General features: G+C 59.0%; 16 protein-coding genes. 6 read left to right on the top strand and 10 right to left on the bottom strand.

Annotation, left to right across the window (positions count from 1 at the left end; all coding sequences use genetic code 11):
• Positions 1-294: 294 nt before the first annotated feature.
• Complete coding sequence (locus tag GR198_RS10400; RefSeq protein ID WP_164068764.1) at positions 295-1,236, bottom strand: PfkB family carbohydrate kinase; 942 nt, start codon at positions 1,234-1,236, stop codon at positions 295-297.
• A gap of 3 nt (positions 1,237-1,239) precedes the next feature.
• Positions 1,240-2,040: a class I fructose-bisphosphate aldolase gene (locus GR198_RS10395; protein ID WP_028744131.1), complete on the bottom strand. Its 801-nt coding sequence runs from the start codon at positions 2,038-2,040 to the stop codon at positions 1,240-1,242.
• Positions 2,041-2,284: 244 nt separating this feature from the next.
• Between GR198_RS10395 and GR198_RS10390 the strand changes: the two genes are divergently transcribed.
• Positions 2,285-3,046, top strand: coding sequence for a DeoR/GlpR family DNA-binding transcription regulator (locus GR198_RS10390; RefSeq protein WP_164068761.1), 762 nt, complete (start codon positions 2,285-2,287; stop codon positions 3,044-3,046).
• A 92-nt stretch (positions 3,047-3,138) separates the two neighbouring features.
• On the opposite strand, the gene GR198_RS10385 is transcribed toward GR198_RS10390, so the two are convergent.
• Positions 3,139-3,957, bottom strand: a complete 819-nt coding sequence (locus GR198_RS10385; protein ID WP_164068759.1) for a sugar phosphate isomerase/epimerase family protein — start codon at positions 3,955-3,957, stop codon at positions 3,139-3,141.
• 282 nt (positions 3,958-4,239) lie between these two features.
• Here GR198_RS10385 and GR198_RS10380 point away from each other — a divergent pair, with 282 nt between their 5' ends.
• Positions 4,240-5,388 (top strand): Gfo/Idh/MocA family protein, encoded by a 1,149-nt coding sequence (locus tag GR198_RS10380; RefSeq protein ID WP_164068757.1) that lies wholly within the window; start codon positions 4,240-4,242, stop codon positions 5,386-5,388.
• Positions 5,385-6,323, top strand: coding sequence for an alpha/beta hydrolase (locus tag GR198_RS10375; protein WP_164068755.1), 939 nt, complete (start codon positions 5,385-5,387; stop codon positions 6,321-6,323). Before GR198_RS10380 ends, GR198_RS10375 begins: the two co-directional genes overlap by 4 nt.
• Before the next feature lie 19 nt (positions 6,324-6,342).
• Here GR198_RS10375 and GR198_RS10370 read toward each other — a convergent pair whose 3' ends face one another.
• Positions 6,343-7,377, bottom strand: a complete 1,035-nt coding sequence (locus tag GR198_RS10370; RefSeq protein WP_164068753.1) for a LacI family DNA-binding transcriptional regulator — start codon at positions 7,375-7,377, stop codon at positions 6,343-6,345.
• A gap of 574 nt (positions 7,378-7,951) precedes the next feature.
• On the opposite strand from GR198_RS10370, the gene GR198_RS10365 reads away from it, so the two are divergent.
• The 3 genes from GR198_RS10365 to GR198_RS10355 all read left to right on the top strand — a co-directional run bounded on the left by GR198_RS10365 (position 7,952) and on the right by GR198_RS10355 (position 11,077).
• Positions 7,952-9,199 (top strand): ABC transporter substrate-binding protein, encoded by a 1,248-nt coding sequence (locus GR198_RS10365; protein ID WP_164068751.1) that lies wholly within the window; start codon positions 7,952-7,954, stop codon positions 9,197-9,199.
• 88 nt (positions 9,200-9,287) lie between these two features.
• Positions 9,288-10,226: a carbohydrate ABC transporter permease gene (locus tag GR198_RS10360; RefSeq protein ID WP_017956611.1), complete on the top strand. Its 939-nt coding sequence runs from the start codon at positions 9,288-9,290 to the stop codon at positions 10,224-10,226.
• Between the two features lie 5 nt (positions 10,227-10,231).
• Entirely contained in the window at positions 10,232-11,077 is an 846-nt protein-coding gene (locus GR198_RS10355) for a carbohydrate ABC transporter permease (RefSeq protein WP_003550150.1), read from the top strand.
• Here GR198_RS10355 and GR198_RS10350 read toward each other — a convergent pair.
• Genes GR198_RS10350 through ugpA form a run of 6 tightly spaced genes read right to left on the bottom strand, consistent with a single transcriptional unit; the run spans position 11,035 to position 16,269 of the window.
• Positions 11,035-11,880, bottom strand: coding sequence for an HAD-IIB family hydrolase (locus GR198_RS10350; RefSeq protein WP_029871187.1), 846 nt, complete (start codon positions 11,878-11,880; stop codon positions 11,035-11,037). The two genes, GR198_RS10355 and GR198_RS10350, sit on opposite strands and share 43 nt — an antisense overlap.
• Positions 11,877-12,662: a DeoR/GlpR family DNA-binding transcription regulator gene (locus tag GR198_RS10345; RefSeq protein WP_164068749.1), complete on the bottom strand. Its 786-nt coding sequence runs from the start codon at positions 12,660-12,662 to the stop codon at positions 11,877-11,879. The genes GR198_RS10350 and GR198_RS10345 overlap by 4 nt, the downstream gene beginning before the upstream one ends.
• Before the next feature lie 9 nt (positions 12,663-12,671).
• Positions 12,672-13,421 carry a glycerophosphoryl diester phosphodiesterase gene (locus GR198_RS10340; RefSeq protein ID WP_164068747.1) on the bottom strand — a complete coding sequence of 250 codons (750 nt, stop codon included), beginning with the start codon at positions 13,419-13,421 and terminating at the stop codon, positions 12,672-12,674.
• A 54-nt stretch (positions 13,422-13,475) separates the two neighbouring features.
• Entirely contained in the window at positions 13,476-14,522 is a 1,047-nt protein-coding gene (locus GR198_RS10335) for a sn-glycerol-3-phosphate import ATP-binding protein UgpC (protein ID WP_164068745.1), read from the bottom strand.
• 1 nt (position 14,523) lies between these two features.
• Positions 14,524-15,372 carry a sn-glycerol-3-phosphate ABC transporter permease UgpE gene (ugpE, locus tag GR198_RS10330; protein WP_164068743.1) on the bottom strand — a complete coding sequence of 283 codons (849 nt, stop codon included), beginning with the start codon at positions 15,370-15,372 and terminating at the stop codon, positions 14,524-14,526.
• A gap of 12 nt (positions 15,373-15,384) precedes the next feature.
• On the bottom strand, positions 15,385-16,269 hold the full coding sequence (ugpA, locus tag GR198_RS10325) for a sn-glycerol-3-phosphate ABC transporter permease UgpA (RefSeq protein WP_164068741.1): 885 nt from the start codon (positions 16,267-16,269) through the stop codon (positions 15,385-15,387).
• Between the last annotated feature and the right edge of the window lie 24 nt (positions 16,270-16,293).

The following is a 16,293-nucleotide window of genomic DNA, read 5'->3' as shown; positions in this document are numbered from 1 at the left end:
GCGCTCCCCGCCGTCTGCGATCCTTTCGACAAGAAGGCTCAGGACTGAGCTTCAAAGTCAACAAAAGAATCGAGATGAATTCATTGAAAACTATCGATAGTTTCTTATATCTATCTGAAATATATGTATCTTTTGACTGAAACCAATATTCATTTGCGGAATTATATTTTTTATCGCGCGTAACTTTTATGAGCGACGTCATGGCTTTCGAGAGATCTCGCAAGGCGATCAATCACAGATAAGCGACGCACGGCTCAGCCGATCGACCAGCGTCGACACCGGTCACACCTGCGCTCATTTCCGCCATCCTGACATCGGGAGCGGCACGGGCGCATTCTCCGCCGCCATCCATGCCAGGCACGTTCGGTGATCTGGCAGGCCTCGGCGCCCTCCCCGTGCGGTCACGGAAATGGCGGCCGCCGCCGTGGCATAGGCAATGCAATCAAGCGGGCTCTTACCCCTAGCGAGGGCAAGAGCGTAGGCACCGTGAAAACAATCACCGGCGCCGGTCGTATCGACCGCCTGAACCTGATGGGCCGGCACATGCCAGCGGATGGCATCGCCCCTCTGGCGGAGGTAGGTCCCTCGTTCGCCGTCAGTCAAGACAACCGCGGATCGATCCCCGGACCAGAGCTTGTCCAGGATCATCGTTGGATCACCCTCGCCGGCGTATTCCTGCGCAAAGGCGAGCGGCAGCACCAGGTGATCGGCGAAAGCCAGGATCCGGTCGGTCGCGGCACCGACCGTCCATTCGATATCGGCTATCACGGCCAAGCCCAAGGCGCGTGCACGCGCAACGACACTTTCGGAGTGCGTGGCATAGCCGTCGATCAGCAGTACCGGGGCCTGCATCAGAACATCGTCGGGCAGCGCATCCGACGTGCCGTGCAGCACATTGTCATCATAAGCGATGAACCGGTCGCCGTCGGGACCGACCGTGATCACGGAGCGGATCGGCGCGGCATCAGCGTGGCGGGGAGCCAGCGATATGTCGACGCCGTCCCGCTCGAGTTCGCTGCCCGCCACGTCGGCCGTTGGCTCATCACCGAGCCAGCCGATGAAGCCTGCCTGACCGCCGAGCCGGGCGACGGCAACAAGGGCCGTCGCCACGTTGCCGCCATGGTCCGTGGCTCGCTTCGTCACCTTCCCCTTTCCAGCCGTCAGCCCCCGATCGACATAGATGATGTCATCGATTGCCAGGGCGCCGAAGCCCAAAACCTGGAAAGGGCGCGACATGTCTCAAGCACCGGCCGCCGCCAGCGCATCCTCCGGCGCCATCCCGTTATGAATGACGAACTTGAAGGCGCGCGCGGCCATGGTCGTATCGCCGTGCCCCCAGAGGTTGCGACCGACGACCGCGCCTTTGGCTCCAGCGCGCAATGCTTCCGAGGTCTGGACGAGCGCTCCGAGCAGCGTATCGGTCTTCGGGCCGCCGGCGATCACGACCGGGATCGGGCAGGTCGCAACGGTCTCGCGGAAGGATTCGAAATCGCCGGTGTAGCCGACCTTGATCACGTCGACGCCGGCCTCGAAGCCGATGCGCACGGCATAAGCGATTTCATCCGGAGTGAACACGATCTTGCCGCCGTCGGAGAAATCGCGGGGATAGACATGGGCGACGACCGGCATTTCGAAGCGGGCCGCGGCGTTGACCGTATCGGTGAGCCAGCGAATATACTCTCCTTCGGTAGCGCCGCGCACGGGAATGGCGACAGCCAGAGCGTCCGCGCCATAACGCACCGCGTCTTCCGGGGTCGCAATGAGCTGACGAATGCGGTCGTCAGCGGTGAAGCAACCACCCTGAATGACGAGCGCTGCCTTTCCGGCATATTCCGACCACAGGTGGCGCGCCGCGCCAGGCTGGATGCTGATGTAGTCGGGGCCTCCCGCCATGACGCGTCTGAGCGCACCCGGCAGATCGGCAAGCCCGCCCTCACGCACATTGCCATAACCGACAAAATGATCGACGGCGCCTCCGAACAGATGACCCGATGGGTTCGAGAACAGGCGTGCGAGGCGGATTTTGGTTCCGAGACCCATGGCGATACTTCCTTTGTGATGGCAGCCTTTGCGATTGCTGGCGCCGATGCTGGCAAAACCCTAACTCGAAACCAAACAAATATTCAATATTTCGATTTCTTTCGTTTTTACATGAATGATGAATTTTTGACGTGCATTTTCGTCGTTGAACGGCTATTTCTACAGCAGAAGCCGTAGGATGAGACAGCGAGCTTTCGTTTTTCAAAAGTCGCAGTGTCGCAAATAACAGCAGTCGGGATCACAAATGCTTGCAGAGCAGAGGCGGCAGCAGATCATGCTGGAACTTCAACGGGTCGGTCAGGCACGCACCCGCCAGCTCGCGGAATTCTTCGAGGTCTCGGAAGTGACGATCCGCTCCGATCTCGAAATCATGGACGCCAAGAAGCAGCTGATCAAAACGCATGGCGGGGCAATCGCCCTGCCGTCCGACTCTCCGGCAGCGGCCTTCGAGGAACGCATGCAACGCAATTTCGATGCGAAGCGACGCATCGCCCAGATGGCTGCGAGACAGATCATCGATAACCAGTCGATCGTCTTCGACAGCGGTTCGACGCTGCTGCAGGTGGCCATCCAGATGCCACCGGTCAACAACGTCGTGGTTGCGACGACGGCAATGAACATCGCCCAGCATCTGATGTACCGGCCAGGGCTCGACGTACACATGATCGGCGGCCGCGTATTTCCCAGCACCGTGAGCACGATCGTACAGGACTCCGACAAGGCGGTCGGGGGCCTCGTCGCCCACCAGGCCTTCGTCGGCGCCCACGCGATCGATCAGGCCTTCGACGTCGTCGATGTCTCCGAGGACGTGGCGCGGACCAAGCGTAACCTTGTTCGCATGGCCCGGCGTGTCGTCCTCGTGGCGGATTCGAGCAAATTTGACATCGGCGCTTCCTCCAAAGCGTTCTCGCTATCGCGCGTCGATCTGATCATCACGGACAGCAACATGCCGCACAGCATCCGTCACCGATTGGACAAGCTGGGCGTGGAGGTTCGCTACGCGTGACCTGCAGTCCACCTCTCCAATTTACAAGAGAGACAAGAGAGGCTTTGGCGTCGACGGATAGCTTTGGCCGACGCCACGGAATACGAGATGGGCTAAAACCCCAGACGTCGAAGCGTCTCGCGGTTCGCTCGAACGGCCGCGGCAGGATCGGTTCCGGCATGGTCCGATTCTTCTTCGACCACGATCCAGCCGATAAAGTTCGGCGCATCCCGAACGGCCGAAATCACGGCAGGCACGTCGCAGACACCTTCGCCCAACATCGCCCAGACCCCGCCGGCGTCGACATCCTTCAGATGCACGTAGCGGATCCGGTCCCGGTGGGCCGCCAGCGTATCGCCGATCTGCTGGCCGCCACGCAGGATATGGCCGGTATCCGGCACCCAACCCACTTGTGGATCCAAAAGAGCAAACAACTGATCATAGTCGTTCCGCGTGAAAAGCAGCGTGTTGTGGTGCGAGGAAGGATGGACAGCTACAGTGACGCCAGCCGACTGTCCGATCTCGGTCGCACGATTGTAGCACTCGGCCGCAATGGCGAATTTCACATCGCGCGGACCGTCCGAGACGACCGTCGCCGATCCCATCGATATCATCGCGCCGGGAAAATTTGCCGCAAAATCCACCCATCGTCGCGCCGTGTCGAGATCGGAAGCAATCTTTTCCGGCACCGTGAAGCCGCTGGCGGAGCCGAAGGCAAAGGAAACCAGCGCCAAGCCGGCATCCGTCAGGGTACGGGCAAAGTCGGCGGGCTTGAGCGCGTAGTGACCGATCATCGTATCGGTGATTTCGATACCGGCATATCCGCCGTCGGCGACGGCGCGCACCAGATCGTCCGGACCGCCGCCCCAATCTGTCCCCAGCATCTCCCAGGTGAATGTCTGGCAACCGATCTGCAACTCAGCATTTTTCATATCTTTGTCCTGACCTGTTCTTTGATCGCAGCCGATACCGAAGCCGTAAGCTTCCGCGCACGCAATCCTCGCGCGTTTCACCGCGTCTGCCGAAAGCCCCTTCCGCCGAGAGGCGGATCGAAAACCGGAAACGGCCAGCTCTTCATCGGGGATTGCGATCCCAGCGTCTTGTCAATACGTACGGTCAAATGTTACCGTGCGTCAATATAATTTATTCCCTGCGCTTAAAACGTTAAGCACCCACAACTCTCCGCAGCCGCAACAGCGAAATCAGGTTCCTAGATGGCACAGACCAATGATATGAAACTCAGGATCGGCGTTGTCGGATGCGGCAACATTTCGCTCGCCTATATGCGCAACGCGCCGCTGTTTTGCGGCGTCGAAATCATCGCCTGTGCCGATCTTAACGCAGACGCCGCCAAGCGTCGCGCTGCGGAGTTCAATCTGCGCGCGGCTGACGTCGATAGCCTCATTGACGACAGGAACATCGACCTCATCCTCAACCTGACGATCCCGGCTGCGCATTTTGGCGTTTCGATGCGGGCTCTGTCGGCAGGCAAGCATGTCTTCACGGAGAAGCCGCTCGGCGTCACGGCCGCAGAAGGACGCAGCTTGGTGGATGCCGCCGCGGCGAAGGGCCTCATACTGGGCTCGGCGCCAGACACGTTCCTCGGCGCGGCCGGACGCCATGCCCGGCGGCAGATGGAAGCCGGCGCCATCGGCAAGCCGGTGACCGGGACAGCCTTCATGATGGGGCGCGGCATGGAGCACTGGCATCCGGATCCGAGCTTTTATTACCAGGCCGGCGCCGGCCCGGTCATGGATATGGGGCCCTATTATCTGACGATGATGGTCAATCTGATGGGGCCGATCCGCCGTGTGCAGGCCGTCGCCACAAGCGGGCAGGAAGAGCGGCTCATCACGGCGGAGGGACCGAAGCAGGGCACCACGTTCAAGGTCGGCACGCCGACCAGCGTGCTGTCGTTGCTGGAATTCGATTGCGGTGCCACGGTCACCTTCGGCACCTCCTGGGACGTCTTCCGCCACTCCAATCACCCCATCGAGTTCCACGGGACCGAAGGCTCACTACGCCTGCCCGACCCCGACAATTTCGGCGGCTCCGTCGCGCTCTCCAGCCGCGGCGCGCCCTGGCAGGAAACGGATACATCAGGCGAACTCTTTGGCGCCATCAACTGGCCGATCGCAGCGCCTGATCGTGCCAACTACCGCATGCTGGGCCTCGCCGATCTCGCACGCGCAATCATTGAGGGCCGTGCGCCGCGTGCTTCGGGCGATCTCGCTCTCCATGTGCTCGAAGTCATGGAAGCGATCCTGCGTGCCGGTGAAACCGGTGTCGCGCAGACCATTCCGGGTATTGTCGCGCAGCCAAAAGAATTGCGGGAAGACGAAGCGAGGAGTTTGCTGGCATGACACAACTGGATGAATCCGCCAAACGTGCGCTTGCATGGCCTGGCGATCCGCAAACGCCGGTCGAAAGCTGCACGCCGGCGCTGGCGCGGCAGCAATATCTGGATAGTTTCGCAGACATTCAACGGCCGCTTGAAGACGTAGCCGAGATCCTGGAAAGGCATGTGGGCGCCATCCGGTTGAAGATATGGCGCGGACGGACCGCGCCGCGCCAGGGCGCACCGGCCTTGCTTTATCTCCATGGCGGCGGCTTTGTGATCGGCGCACCGGAAACCCATGAGGATATCTGCCGGACGCTTGCCAATATGGCAGGCGCCGTCGTGGTTTCGCCCGACTATCGCCTGGCCCCGGAACACCCCTTTCCCGCTGCCATTGACGATTGCGCCGCCACACTCGTCTGGATGACGGAGCAGGCGGATGCGCTCGGCATCGATCCTTTGCGAATTCTCGTCGCCGGCGATAGCGCCGGCGGCAATCTGGCCGCCGTCGTCGCCCTGCTGGCACGGGACGGACAGGTGCCGGCTGTCATCGGACAGGTGCTGATCTATCCAGTGACCGACCAGTTGCAGTCAAGCGACAGCTACTCACGTTACGAAGAGGGTTTCGGCCTGACGGCCGCGGCGATGAAATGGTTCCGAGACCACTATCTTCCGGAACCTGCGAGCCGGTCGGACTGGCGGGCCTCGCCGCTGAGCGCAGAATCGCTGGCGGGCGTGGCGCCGGCCCTGGTGATCCTTGCCGGACATGACGTGCTGTTCGACGAAGGGGCCGCTTATGCCGAGCGGCTTGGCACTGAGGCGAAGGCAACGACCCGGATCTGGCCTGGACAGATCCATGGCTTCGTATCGAAGCGACGGGCTATTCCGGAGGCACAAGAGGCCCTCGAAGCCATCGCAATGGTATGGCGCGCCATGGACCCTGCGCTCACCACCCGTTGAGGCGGGAACCCGCCCAGTCTCAAGCCGATTCGCGCATAACCAGCGTTGCCTCGAGGATCACCTTGTTCGTCGCAGGGGTCGTTCCATCATCCTCGCTCTCGATATGCGCCAGCAAAAGCTCCACGGATTTCGCGGCGATCTCCGGCGCGTTCTGGGCCATGGTCGTCAGCGACGGACAGGTATATCGGCTTAGCGGGTGGTCGTCGTGCCCGGCGATGCGCACGTCGCAAGCGTCGTTCCGGCCGATTTTCAGTCCCGAAGCGAATGCGGCTGCCATCGCGCCGAAAGCAAAGCGGTCGTTGGCGCATAGCAGCGTTTTGCCGGGAAGACCGCCATTCGCAAGAATTCTCTGCATCTGCTCGTATCCGAGACGCTCGAATTCCCAGGAAGGCGGCGCGTCGCAATCGATGACGAGCGGAGCATGCCCTTCCCTCGCCATCGTCGCGCGGTAGCCCGCCTGCCGCTCGCCGGCATTTTCGGTCATATGCGGAATTTCCAGGAAGATCGGCGGCTCACCGGACCGGCAGAGATATTGCACAATGGCTGCCATGCTTTGCGCGTTGTCGTTGCCGACATAAGGAAGGTCGGCGTCGGCAGGATTGTCGAAGCAGACGACGGGGATGGCATCCCTTAGTCTTTCCAGCGCGGAACGGCGCAAACCGGCTCCGAGCGGCGCCACGATCGCACCCGCGACCTTCAGCGAGAGCAAGGTCCGAACGGCCTCCGCCTCCAGCTCCGGCCGCGTGTGCGAAGAAATCTGGACCGGCCAGAATCCCTTTTCGCGCAACTCCAGCTCGATCAGCGACACGACCTGCACATAAAAAGGATCCGACATGGTCGGGACCAGAATCCCGATATTCCTGGTCCGCTTGCGATTGAGATGCCGCGCGAAAAGGTTCGGCTCGAAATTCGACTTCTTGAGAGCCGCCTCGATACGCTTGCGGGTCACCTCCTTGATCTGCGAGGGGTCATCGAAATATTTCGACAAGGTCGGACGCGATACGCCGGAGGCGCTCGCGAAGTCGTCCATCGATTTATAACTTTTCTTGGCCATTCAATTCCTTATTGGCGGGACGACGACAACTGATCGGGAACGACTTCGCACTCAACGGCAATCCGCCGACGCGCCAAATCACGCATTCGGCAATTTGTACAGGGTGATCTTCGTTTTCCGGGATTGTCGAAAATCAACGCATAACCGGCGTGATCCGTCACTTTTGTGCAGGTTCTGCCCTCCCTTTCGAAAATCGAAATATCCCTTCATTTGCGACTTGTGCAGTCTGCGCCGCGAGGTTGCAAAAGGCGCTTGTTTCAGCACCCAAAATTCGAAAATTTGCAGTGAAGAAGCCGGGTGCCACGCTTTTCATTTTGTTGGGTAAACTTTCATTTGTTTACGAAAGTAAAGAAAAAATGCGTCACAAGCAATACAAATGCTGCAGAAAAACGCTGATGATGTCAATCAATTTTATGATTTTTTATCAATGATTTAACGCAACAAGCACCGTGAATGCCGGCTTCCCATCTTTTCCTGATCGCAGTTCTTCATTGACAGATAGGGGCTTCAGGGAACCTACTTTGCCTACGATCTTGAGGAGGATCGATTAACTGACAATCTTTGGGAGGCACAAATGAATATCAGAAAATTCGGCGTGACGATGCGGGCTGCCGTGGCGGTATGGGCGCTCTGCGCCTCATCGGCGTTTGCCGACACCACCATCGAGTTCATTCAATGGTGGGAACCCGAAATGCCGTCGGGCGCTCTGCGCGGCATCATGAACGATTTCGAAGCCAAAAACCCCGGCATCAAGGTGACGTTGGTCAGCGGTCCCTATGCCACAACGCGCGACCAGATCGTCGTCGGCGCAGCCTCCGGAACGCTCAGCGACGTGGTGGGCCTGGATGGTGCCTGGGTAAACGGGCTCTCTAAGCAGGGCGCGATCGCCTCCATGGACGAACTGATGGAGAAGGCGAAATACGACAAGAGCCAGATCACCGATATCGTCAAGGTCGATGGCAAGAGCGTGATGTTCCCGCTGGCATCCTTCGTCTACCCGGTCTTCGTGAACCTCGATATCGCCAAGGCCGCCGGCGTCGACAAGCTGCCGGCCACGCGCACGGAATTTGCCGAAGCCGCGAAGAAAATGACCGACGCCTCGAAGAACCAGTACGGCTGGGTCCTGCCGCTATCGCTGCAGTCTCCGAGCGGAATCCAGAACGACGTGATGTCCTGGGTCTGGGCCTCCGGCGCCTCGATGCTGAAGGACGGCAAGCCTGACCTCGAAAATGACGCCGTCGTCGGCACGCTCGACTATATCGCTTCCCTCAACAAGGAAGGCGTTATTTCTCCTGGCATTTTTGCCAAGAAGGAACAGGACAAGGTCGAGGAATTCGTCAATGGCCGCGTCGGCATGATGGTGGATTCCCTCGCCCATGTGAACCTCATCCGCGAGCGCAATCCGAAGCTCAAATTCGGCATCTCCGCTTTGCCGGCCACTGACGGCTACACCGGCAAGCGCGGCATGCCCTATGCCTCCTGGGGCATCGGCATCAGTGAAGGCAGCCAGCACAAGGAAGAAGCCTGGAAGCTCGTCGAATACCTGATGAGCCCTGACGTCAACGGCCGTCTCGTCTCGATTGCCAACGCCTTCCCTGGCAACGTCCATGCCAAGCCGGACTTCGTGGCCTCGGACCCGATCTTCGCGGAAGCCTTCAAAATCTTCCAGAGCGGTTATCCTGCGAACGAATTCGTCGGCCTTCCGGTTGCCGAAGAGCTGATGCGCGACATGAACGTCGAAGTTCAGAAGATGTTCGACGGCGGGCAGTCAGCCAAGGAGGCAGCTGCCAATACCGAGAAGGCTTGGCTGGCGAAGTTCTAAGCACGTCGCTTTCACGGATCACCGGCAGCGCAACCAGGCGCTGCCGGTTCAAGTCGTCAAATCTCGGCAGAATGGAAAGTCACAGCTCATGAATCATTCGGCTACGGCTCTGGTCGCTGCGCAAGCCAAAGCGCGAAGAAAGGGATGGCTTCGTTACAGCACCTTGAGGAAGCTGGTGCCGTATTTCTACGTTTCGCCGGCAACCCTGCTGCTTGTTCTGCTGATGCTGTTTCCTATGGTGATGGTCTTCAAATATTCACTGATGGACGGCGCCATCATGAAAAAGGACGCTGCCTTCGCAGGCGTCCAGAATTATATGACCATCTTCGAGAATCCGGTCTTCTGGCAGTCGGTCGTGCAGACGCTCTATTTCACGATCATGAGCGTCATCTTCCACTTCATCATCGGCCTGGCCTTCGCGCTGCTGTTGAACACCAACCGCGTCGATCCGCTCATTCGCAGCATCCTGCGCGTGCTCTTCATCCTGCCCTGGCTGTTCACGGCCGTCATCATCGCCATCATCTGGCGCCTGCTGCTCGACCCGAACGGCGTCGTCAACAGCGTGCTGATGGCGCTCCATATCATCAACTTCAAGGTCGAGTGGTTTTCCTCCACGCGCACCGCCATCCACGCTTTGACCTTCGCAAACATCTGGGCAGGCTATCCGCTCTACATGGTCAGCCTGCTCGCCGGCCTCCAGGGCATTTCGAAGGAGCTTTACGAGGCAGCCGGTATCGACGGCGCAAACGAACTCCAAAAGTTCTGGTACATCACCATTCCGCAGCTGATGCCGATCATCATCAGCATCGCGCTTCTCGACTTCATCTGGACGATGCAGGTTTTTCCACTCGTATGGATGACGACAGGCGGCGGCCCGATCTATTCGACGGAAGTGCTCTCCACCTTCACCTACAAGCTCGCCTTCTCGCAGTATGAATTCTCGCTGGCTTCGGCGAGCGCGATGATCATCCTCATCATCTCGATGAGCGTCACCTACTTCTATATCAAACACCAGCAGCGCAGGTGATCGCCATGGCAAAGCGTTCCTTCAAGAGCTCGGTATTGCCGACCATCCTGACCTATCTCGGTCTGGCGATCGGCCTGGTTTTTTCGGCCTTTCCGATCGTCTGGATGTTTTTCAGTTCGCTGAAATCGAATACGGAAATCTTCGCGCTTCCGCCGCGGCTGTTGCCGGATGATTTTACGGTGGCCGCCTATCTGACGATTTTCAACGATCCAGTGAAAGTGCGGTTCTTCATCAACAGTTACTTCGTCGCCGGCGTCGTCACCGCCCTGACCCTGGTCGTCGCGATCGTGACCGCCTACGGCTTCAGCCGCTATCAGTTCCGGTTCAAGAACACCTTGAACATCTTCATCATCAGCACCCAGACCGTTCCGCCGATCACCCTTCTCATCCCCTATTTCGGAATGGTGGTCGCCTTCAGGATCTTCGATACTTACCTGGCGCTGATCCTCACCTACATGGTCTTCACTCTGCCTTACGCCGTCCTCCTGATGACAGGCTATCTCAACACCTTGCCGAAAGAACTGGATGAGGCTGTCCTGGTCGACGGCGGTTCAAGCTGGACGGCGCTCTGGCGCGTCATCGTTCCCGTTTCCATCCCCGGGATCGTCGCCACGGCGGTCTACACTTTCCTGCTGGCCTGGAACGAATTCCTCTTCGCGCTGACGCTGACAAAATCGATGGACCTCCGGACGGTTCCGATCGGCATCCAGCTTCTGATGGGCCAGCACGCCTTCGAATGGAACGAGATGATGGCGATGAGCGTGCTCGGTTCCCTTCCCCTTCTGGTCCTTTACCTGGTTGCTCAACGCTACTTCCTGGCAGGCATGACCGCCGGCTCAGTCAAAAGCTGACGAGACGTCTCAGAACCTGCGCCAGCCGCGTTCAAGATCGTTCGGGCAATATCGGCAAAGCCAAGCCCGGCGGGCTGCGACGAGACCCATTTCGGCGCGTATTGTAATTGTGAAAGAACCGGGATGATGTTGTTGACCCCGAAGGAGTTGCGGATAAAGCCAAACATCGGTGCATCATTTCGAGAGTCACCGACGAAGGCGGTCACAGCGGCCGTTTCATCGGGATCGACACCAAACATCTCGGTTAGAACGCGTTCGCTCATCGAGCGCTTGTTGTAATCGCCGATCCATGTGTTGATGTGAATGGAGCTGATCGCAACCGTTCCGCCAATGGCTCTTATACTGGATGCGAGGTCCTCGACCTCACGCGGGTCGTGACCCTGGATATCGATCGCGACGTCCGCCAGCCGGAAGACCTGATCGTGGGCAATTCTGAACGTCTTGCTCCCCTGAGAGACCAGCTCTTTGATTGCCTGCAGATGCTGGCGCTGGCGCTCAGCCTGCAGGGTGGCGTCCTCCCAATAGTCGAAGACGACTGCGCCGTCCTGACGGGTGACGCAATATGCGCCGCTTTCGCCGATGACCGCAGCCACCGGCCAGGCGCGGACGATATGTTCGCACCATCCGGCTGAGCCGCCCGTGACCGGCACGACGGCAATGCCGGCCCGGCTGAGATCCCAGAGAGCGCCGTAGGTCTGCGGCAGAAGTTTACCCTCTGTCGTCAGGGTATCGTCGATGTCGGTGAACAGGTAGCGCACATTCTGCAACTCACGAGCCGACGGCACAAGGTCTACATAGCTCATGTCATGTCCTCGCTGCATGTGACCACGTCCAAGCCGCTCTCGACGAGGGCATTGGCGGCGGACGCTTCGCCAGGCAGCCGATCGGTGTAGAAGCGGGTGAGCTTGCTGAATGGCGCAACACGCACGGAAGCGTTGCGCGTCCACTTGCTGACGTCCGCGGCCAGAATCTGCGTTTGTGAATTCTCCAGCAGGGCATTGGTGATTTGGGCTTCGCTATAGCTGAAGTCCATCAGACCGTTCAGCGGGCTCAAAGCGCCCGCGCCGACGATTGCGTAAGTCGCATAAAATTTTTCGACGAACCTGATCACATCCGTGCCCACCACGTCGCGGTCATCATGACGCAAAAGTCCGCCCGTCAAATGGACCTCGACGCTCGGCGCGTCGCAAAGGCTCAAGGCGACGTGGATGTTATTGGTGATAACCGTCAGACCCTGGTGATCACGCAGCGCCTCGGCAACGAACCGAACCGTGCTGCCGATCCCGAGAAACACTGTCGCGCCTGTACCTATATCGGAAGCGACACGCTTGGCGATAAGCCGCTTGGCCCGTCGGTTGAGCTGGGCGCGCGCATTGAGCGAGATGTTGCTGCCCTCGACCGGCAGGTCGACGCCGCCGTGAAAGCGGCGCGCGTGCCCGAGATCGCATAATGCATTGATATCGCGACGGATCGTCTGCGTCGTCAGATCGTACCGACGTGCCAGCTCCTCGATGTACTGAACGCCGTCCGTTTCGATCAGCGCGAGGATCTCACGTTGTCGGCTCGATATGATCCGCTGCCCCATCGCCGCTCCTTACGTGAGGTAGACACTGGGGTCGTCTGTTATCACGCCGGTCAAACCCACATCCCAGAACGATGTGAGCCGCTTGGGATCGTTGCAGGTCCACGCCCGCACCGAGATGCCGCGACGAACGGCCTCTTCGAGAAACCCGATACTCAGAGCCTTGTAGTCGAGATGGATGGTCTTTGCGGGAATCGACCGAAGGACATCCAGCCAATCCGCAGGCAACTTGCTCCACAGCATGGCGAGGTCGTAGCTTGGATCGATCTCGTGCATTCCCTTCAGCGCAGCGGCATCAAAGCTCGAGATCATGATCTTGGTGTGCGCCGCCCGCGCTTTCAGATGTTGATCGACGACTTTGACCAGCTGGTCGAGTGACTTGTGATGGGCATGCTGCTTGATCTCGACATTGGCGTTGAGGCCGAGTTCGCCCAGCGCCGAAACAACGCGGGCCAGCGTCGGCAGTGGTTCGCCTTTGAATTTCGGGCTGAACCATGAGCCAGCGTCGATGGCTTCGAGATCCGACGCCGTGAGGTCGGCAAGATTTCCCTTTGACGAGGAACAGCGATCGATAGAAACGTCGTGGATGACGACCGGGGTACCGTCGGCAAGAAGTGCAACGTCGAGTTCGACCCACTCCGCGCCTTGTTCAGCGGCCGCCCGGAAAGCGGCAATGGTATTCTCGGGCGCTATGGCAGAGGCGCCTCGATGCGCCTGAACTTCACTGCGTCTCGGGCCGGATCGCGGCTCTACGGTCGTCATCGTCTCATCACTTTCGTCGTCTTCTGGGTGGGATGGAGAAATAATAAACCGGAGTCAATCTGTGCGTTTCCCGGTATCACTGTTGAAAGGGTGCATCGCGCCGACACGTGCGAAGACGTCGATATTTGCATTCTCGGCAAAATCCGGACGGCCCGGCACGGTCAGGACGACCGTCTGCTGGCTCCCGCCCAATCGCACATGCAGATGGCTTTCTCCCCCGATTGGCTCGAGCAACTCGACCGTTGCATTGAGACGAACGGAAGGCTCAACCGGCTTGGTGACGAGCAACGCGTCCGGGCGAAGGCCGACCATGTCGGTGCCGGCGGGCAATGCCAGGGCACTTGCGCTGTCGGCTGCCCTGAGGACGTCGATCGGCACGAGATTCATAGGCGGTGAGCCGATGAAGCTGGCAACAAACAGGCTCGCCGGGCGATCGTAGACTGCCACGGGCGTACCGACCTGTTCGACAAGTCCTCCGTTCATGACGACCAGCCGGTCGGCCAGCGTCATCGCTTCAAGCTGGTCATGGGTGACATAGATGCTGGTGGTCTTCAGGCGCCGTTGCAGCCGGCGTATTTCAACGCGCATCTGCACCCGCAATTTGGCATCGAGATTGGACAAAGGCTCATCGAACAGGAAGGCGGCCGGCTCGCGAACGATGGCCCGCCCCATCGCAACGCGCTGGCGCTGCCCGCCGGAGAGTTCGCGAGGTTTGCGATCCAACATCGGCCCGATTTCGAGGATCTCGGCCGCCTCCGCCACACGGCGGTTGATTTCCGCCCGTTCGGTGCCGCGATTTTTCAAACCATATTCGAGATTTCCGCGCACCGTCATATGCGGATAAAGCGCATAATTCTGAAAGACCATGGCGATATCGCGGTCGGCGGGCTCTGCCTTGTTGACATTGCGACCGGCAATCTCGACATGGCCCTCGCTGATGGTTTCCAGCCCGGCAATCATGCGAAGCAGGGTTGATTTACCACAGCCGGAGGGGCCGACGAGGACGATGAGTTCGCCGTCTGCAACAGACAGGTTGACACCCTTGACCGCCGGAACGGCACCATAATTCTTCTTGACGTCGATGATGTTGATCGTTGCCATTTCATTTCTCCGTTTCGACCAGGCCTTTGACAAAAAGGCGTTGCATGGCGACGATGACGAGGACAGGTGGTAGGGCGGCCAGAATGACGGCTGCCATCACAAGGTTCCAGCGCGGCTCGGCATCGGCAACCGCTGCCATGCGCTGGATTCCCATCACGACGGTATAGAAGCTCTGGTCGGTCGTTATGATGAGCGGCCAGAGATACTGGTTCCAGCCGAGCACGAAGAGGATGATGAAGAGCGCCGCGATATTGGTGATCGACAGTGGCAGCAGAATATCCCGGAAGAACTTCATCGGCCCTGCCCCATCGACACGGGCAGCCTCCATCAGTTCGTCAGGGACTGTCAGAAAGAACTGACGAAACAGGAAGGTTGCGGTTGCCGAGGCGATCAGCGGAATGATGAGGCCGCCGTAGTTGTTCAGCATTCCAAGGTCGGCGACGACCTTGTAGGTCGGCACGATGCGCACCTCGACCGGCAGCATCAGGGTGATGAAGATCATCCAGAATGCCAGGGTCCGGAACGGAAACCGGAAATAGACGATGGCAAAGGCCGAAAGGATCGAAATGACGATCTTCCCGACCGCGACGCCAACCGCCATGATCAGCGAGTTGATCATCATCGGCCCGATGGGCGGCGCCCCGGAGCTTGTCATCCCGGATGACAGCATCGTCGAATAGTTCTCGATGATGTGGCCACCTGGTGTCAGCGGTACGACACCTGACAAGAAGTCGTTTGGGCCGTGGCTCGATGCGATGAAAGCCACGTAGACCGGAAAGACCACGATCGTGACGCCAATGATGAGGACAAGGTGCGCCAGGAAATTCAGGAAAGGGCGATTTTCAACCATCCTTGGGATTCCTCAATATTGCACACGGCGTTCGATGAAGCGGAATTGGACCGCGGTCAGAGCGATGACGATCACCATGAGAATGACCGACTGCGCCGCCGACGAGCCCAAATTCAGTCCGATGAAGCCGTCGAAATAGACCTTGTAGACAAGGATTTCCGTCGCGCGCGCCGGTCCGCCTTGGGTGGTCGCATGAATGATGCCGAAAGTATCGAACATCGCGTAAACGATATTGATGACGATCAGATAGAAGGTCGTCGGTGAGATCAGCGGGAACACGATCGTCCAGAAACGTTTCATGGGACCGGCACCGTCGATGGCGCCGGCTTCCTGAAGCGAGCGCGGGACGGATTGCAGCGCAGCCAAGAAGAACAAGAAGTTATAGGATATCTGTTTCCACGTCGCCGCGATCACGATCAGAACCATGGCATCATCGGGATTGATCAGATGGTTCCAGTTGATGCCCATCGCACGCAACATATGGGCGACGATACCGATCGACGGATTGAACATGAACCACCAAAGAATGCCGGCGATCGCGGGGGCGACGGCATATGGCCAAATGAGCAAGGTCGAATAAATTCGAGAGGTGCGCAACACACGCATTGCCGCTGCAGCCAGGAGCAGCGCAATCGACGTTGATAGGACCGTCGCGAGAATGGCGAAGATGAGCGTGTGGCCGAAGGCATTGATGTAAATCGGATCGGCGAAGAGCCGACGGTAGTTTTCGAACCAGACGAAGCTCGTTTTGAAGCCAAAAGCGTCCTGGCGCAGGAAGGATTGCCAGAATGCAGTTGCCGCAGGCCAGAGGAAAAATACCACGGTCACGAAAATTTGGGGAGCGATGAGCAGGTAAGGCAAAAGCTTGTTTGGAAATACGGTCCGTTTGGTTTGCATGGGCCCTCACACTGACGGATGGGA

It is taken from the genome of Rhizobium leguminosarum (assembly GCF_010668065.1).
GTDB lineage: Bacteria > Pseudomonadota > Alphaproteobacteria > Rhizobiales > Rhizobiaceae > Rhizobium > Rhizobium leguminosarum_S.
This window is presented reverse-complemented; position numbering and strand designations above follow the sequence as displayed.